The organism is Wenyingzhuangia sp. 2_MG-2023 (assembly GCF_030548295.1).
Lineage (GTDB): Bacteria > Bacteroidota > Bacteroidia > Flavobacteriales > Flavobacteriaceae > Wenyingzhuangia.
This window is the reverse complement of sequence record NZ_JAUOSB010000219.1, coordinates 1-232: the sequence shown is the minus strand read 5'-3', so window position 1 is coordinate 232 and position 232 is coordinate 1. Positions and strand designations below refer to the sequence as shown.

General features: G+C 37.9%; 1 other RNA gene. It reads right to left on the bottom strand.

The annotated features are described in order from the left end of the window. Positions 1 to 33: 33 nt before the first annotated feature. Positions 34 to 232: a transfer-messenger RNA gene (gene ssrA, locus Q4548_RS17090) on the bottom strand; the annotation flags it as partial.

The window sequence follows — 232 nt, the reverse complement described above, 5'->3', positions numbered from 1 at the left end:
AACCCCTACAAGTAAGTTGTTTATTTTTTTTAATTGTGGAGACGCCGAGAATCGAACTCGTGTCCAAACGAGCTATCGCGTAGCTTTCTACATGCATAGTTTCTATCAAATTGTCGGCAGTGGGCTGGCTAAAAACGAACAACCCAAAACTTAACTTATTGAGTATCGAAAACGCAGCAAAGATATACGTTTTCTATCTATAATATAACGACACCTCTAAATCTGTCTCTTA